This window comes from Falsiroseomonas oryzae, assembly GCF_027856955.1.
GTDB lineage: Bacteria > Pseudomonadota > Alphaproteobacteria > Acetobacterales > Acetobacteraceae > Falsiroseomonas > Falsiroseomonas oryzae.
Genome location: NZ_JAPSMD010000456.1, coordinates 1 through 4,191, shown reverse-complemented (window position 1 = coordinate 4,191; position 4,191 = coordinate 1). Strand labels below are relative to the sequence as shown.

At 72.2% G+C, this 4,191-nt stretch carries 4 protein-coding genes; 3 read left to right on the top strand and 1 reads right to left on the bottom strand.

All coding sequences use genetic code 11. From position 1 onward, the window contains the following. Nucleotides 1-616: GNAT family N-acetyltransferase (locus OZN99_RS26880; protein WP_408611947.1), on the top strand; the 616-nt coding region annotated here is incomplete at its 5' end. Nucleotides 617-678: 62 nt separating this feature from the next. Further along, nucleotides 679-1,977, top strand: a complete 1,299-nt coding sequence (locus OZN99_RS26875) for a capsule biosynthesis protein (protein WP_270938302.1) — start codon at nucleotides 679-681, stop codon at nucleotides 1,975-1,977. A gap of 43 nt (nucleotides 1,978-2,020) precedes the next feature. On the opposite strand, the gene OZN99_RS26870 is transcribed toward OZN99_RS26875, so the two are convergent. Next, complete coding sequence (locus tag OZN99_RS26870; protein WP_270938301.1) at nucleotides 2,021-3,127, bottom strand: glycosyltransferase family 4 protein; 1,107 nt, start codon at nucleotides 3,125-3,127, stop codon at nucleotides 2,021-2,023. A 187-nt stretch (nucleotides 3,128-3,314) separates the two neighbouring features. Here OZN99_RS26870 and OZN99_RS26865 point away from each other — a divergent pair. Beyond that, nucleotides 3,315-4,191: hypothetical protein (locus OZN99_RS26865; protein ID WP_270938300.1), on the top strand; the 877-nt coding region annotated here is incomplete at its 3' end.

Genomic DNA, 4,191 nt, shown 5'->3' with positions numbered 1-4,191 from the left:
GGCGGCGGAGCGGCATCGCGCGCGCTTCGCCGCGCTGGCGGCGCAGCGCCCGGCGGAGATGGCGCGGCTGCGGCTGCGCCGGCTCGACCGGGGCGACTACGCCGCCGAGGTCGCGCGTATCGCGGCCCTCTACGACGACGCCTGGGCGGAGAACCGCCACGCCGTGCCGCTGCGCCCCGGCGAGGTCGCGGGAATGGCGCGGCTGCTGCGGCCGCTGCTCGTTGCCGGCGAGGTGGTCTTCGCGGATTGGGACGGCGCGCCGATCGGGCTGGTCTCCATCGTGCCCAACATCGAGCCGACCCTGCCCGCGGACGGGCGGCTGCTGCCGCTGGGCTGGCTGCCACTGGCCCGGGCGCTGCGCGGGCGGGTGGACAGCGCGCGCATCCCCATGCTCGGCATCGCCCGCGCCTTCCGCCGCCACCCGGCCTCCGCGCTCGCCATGGGCGCGCTGCTGGCGGAAGCGATCAGCATCGCGGCCGGGCGTGGCTGGCGCCAGGTCGAGATCTCCTGGATCCTCGAGGAGAACGCGGCGATGCGGAACGCCATGGCGCGGTTGCCGGCGCCGGTGACCGGTCGCTGGCGGCTCTGGCGCAGCCTGCCGCCGCGCTCTTCGTGACGTTCCCGATTTCCGGCGCGGCATTGACAGACCGGGGGCGCGCCCGGAGGTATGCTGCCCGCATGTCGCCGCGCGATGCCACCCTGCCGCCGGAGAACGAACCCGGCCGGCCCGGTCGTCGCTTCCTGTTCCTGCAGGGGCCGATCAGCCCCTTCTTCGTCGAGGTCGCGACGGGACTCGCCGCGCTGGGGCACGAGGTGCACCGGATCAACCTCTGCCTCGGCGACCGGCTGTTCTGGCGACGGATCCCGGGCGCGCCGCCGGCGGTGGATTTCGGCGGGCGGCCGGACGAATGGGCGGGCTTCGTCGGCCGCTACCTCGAGCGGCAGCGCATCACCGACCTGGTGCTGCTGGGTGAGCAGCGCGACTGCCATCGCGAGGCGATCCGCGCCGCGGCGCTGCGCGGCGTGGCGGTGACCGTCACCGATTTCGGCTATTTCCGGCCGGACTGGATCACGCTGGAGCGCGACGCGATGGGCGGCGACAGCCGCTTCCCGCGCGACCCCGCCGCGATCCGCGCCCTGGCCGCCGGCCTGCCGCGCGCCGACCTCGAGGAGCGGCTGCGCGACTCCTTCCTGCGCCAGGCCGCCTGGGACGTGCTGTACCACGTGGCGAACCTGCTGCCCTGGCCCTTCCCGCACTACCGCAGCCACCACCTGCACCATCCGCTGGCGACCTATGCCGGCATCGCGCGGCGCCTGCTGCGGCGGCGCGCGGAGCACGCCGAGGGCGCCCGTGCGCTGGAGCTGGCTGCCGGCCATCCGTACTGGGTGTTCGCGATGCAGATGGAGACCGACTTCTCCGTCCGTGCCTATTCTGCCTATCCGGATATGGACACGCCGCTGGGCGAGACGATCCGGTCCTTCGCGCGGCACGCGCCGCCGGACGGCCAGCTGATCGTGAAGGTGCATCCGCTGGATCCGTGCCTGAAGAACTGGCGCCGCCGCGTGCCCGCCATCGCCGCGGCCGTCGGCGCCGCGCATCGCGTGCACGTGGCGCATCACGGCACGCTGGACGCCATGCTGTCCGGCGCGCGCGGGCTGCTGACGGTGAACAGCACGGTGGGGCTGCGGGCGATCACGCTGGACGTGCCGACCATGGCGCTTGGCCGCGCCGTGTGGGACCTGCCCGGCCTGACGCATCAGGGCGCGCTGGACGCGTTCTGGTCCGGCGCCGTGCCGCCGGATACCGCGCTGCGCGACGATTTCCTGGCCGCGCTGCAGGCGACGACGCAGCTGCGCGGCGTGTTCTACGCGCCGGTGGGACGTGCGCTGGCCGTGGCGGAGACGGTGCGGCGGCTGCATGAGGGGCGGGTGGGGGCATGCGGCCGTTCCGCTGCCGCGAGCGCCGGAGGGCAGTAAGGTCGCGCCGGGCCAGTCGTCGCGCCCGTTCGCGGCGGCAAAGCTATACCGGGAAGACGGCTCGGCGCAGCTCCGCGACAAGGTGCGTTGCCGCGGCATTCCAGTCGGTCAGGGCGCGACCTGCGACGAGCGCTTCCCTGCGCAACTCCTGCGCCCTGGCAGGGTCGAGAGCCGCTTCCATAGCCTCTGCCAGCGCCGCGGGCGTGACAGCTGTCGCGAGGACACCACCGCTGCCCTGGCGCACCTGCTCAAGGAGTCCGCCGACCGGCGTGGCCACGACAGGAACGCCGAGCGCAAGGGCCTGCGGCACGACGCCCGACTGACTAGCTTCACGGTAGGGCAGCACGACCGCAGCCGCATCGGCGAGCAGGTCAGGAATCTCGGCTTCGGCAACCCAACGGCTCTCGACGGTGACACCGGGAAGTCCGGTCAAGCCGGGTGCGCAGCCCTCGGCGTCACCTTCGCCGACGACCCGTAGTGTGATGTGGGGATGACGCGCCCGAAGCCGGGCAAAGGCATCACGCAGCAGGTCCAGTCCCTTGTAGTGACGGAACCGACCGAAGAAGACGAAACGGCCGCTTGCGGCCGGGCGAGAGGCGGGTGAGCCAAGCAGGAGGGCGGGCAGCGGCATCCGGATCTGCGGAAGGTCGGGGCGACGTGCCTGCAGGGCCGCGGCCACGGTGCCGGAAAGCACCACGGCAGCATCGGCTGCCGACAGTTCACGGTTCAGCCGCCACTGCCACGCGACGGAGAAATCCCCAGGATGCGGCGCGGCATCGTGGATCACCGGCACGAAGCGCACGCCGCTTCGCCGGAGGTGGCCGGCGACAAAGGGGGTCCAGAGATGTGTCATCGCCGATAGGACGACATCGCATTCCGCCGCCGCCGCCGCGAGCCGACGCCCTGCGGACGGTATGCGGGGGATCGACGCGACGAAGCCGGGCAGGCCGCGGTAGGTGGAGATGAGCTGCGTCGGGACGCCCAGGTCGCGGAACGCCGACACCAGCTCGCCTTCGGCCGACAGCGAGAGACGGAGCTCCGCATCGGCGCGCACCGCCAGGGCGCGCGCCAGGCCGAGCGCGAACTGCGCGCCGCCGCCGCGCCGCCCCCAGTACCACAAGAGGATCCGCAGCGGCCTGTTCGTCGACACCGGTCCTATGCCATCGGCCGTGGGGACGGATGAGTGCCGAAGGAGGCAAGCCGGCCACCTCGCCGCGGCGTGGCACGGACGCTGAGGCGCAGCGGCGCTTTACATCCGGTCAAGGCACGCCCGGTATCACGTGCCTGCCCGCTCCGCCAAGCGGGCCTCAGCCGCCATCGTCGCTGCCGGGGAGAGGATGTCGAACGCCAGCCAGTCCGCCGGTCCAGACAGCATCTTCGTCTGGCAGTTCCAATCCCACAGCGGGCAAGCCTGGGGAGGCACGCTGGTCGCGGACAGCCAGCAATTCGCGCCGGGCACCACGATCCAGGGCGCGGCCGGCACCTACACGATCCTGTCCGAAGAGGAGCGTGGGCTCGATCTGACAGGCGTCGGCCTGGAAGACGGGCAGGTCTTCGTCGAATGGTATCTCGATGGCCGGTCCGGCGGCTTCCTGGCGACCCGGAACGGCGCCGCCCTGCCTTCGGGCAGCGCAGGTCTCGGCAGCGAAGTGGACGCGGCGTGGAACGGGCTCACCTGGGACAGCTTCGGGCGTGGCGGCCTCGACCTGGTTGATGCGCCGCCTGCGCCGGCCTCGGTTCGCTACAGCTGGGTGTTCGTGGCGACGTCGGGCGACCGGTGGACCGGCGATCTGTTCGAGCGCGATGGGCTCTACGTCGTCGGGTCGAGCGTGGCGACGGCGTTCGGGCAATACGTCATCACCTCCATCGCCTCCATGGGCGGCGGACCGGGCCCGGCTGCCGGGACGGTGCAGCTTACGGGGCGGTACTTCGACGCGGCGAGCGGCTGGACCCTGGGCGTGCAGGCGCTGGATGGTGCATCCAACAATGGCATCGGGGGATTGGGAAGCGAGCTCGGCGCCGCCTGGAACGGACAGGCTTGGATACCGTTCGGCTATGGCGGTGGCCTGCAGGCCAATCTTGCGTTCGACAGCGTCTACACGTGGTATTTCGCGGATGGCGCGACCGGGGACGTCTATCGCGGCTACCTGGTGGACGACAGCGCGCGCTACGATCCCAACCAGACCATCGCCCTCGGCACCGGCGTCTACTGGA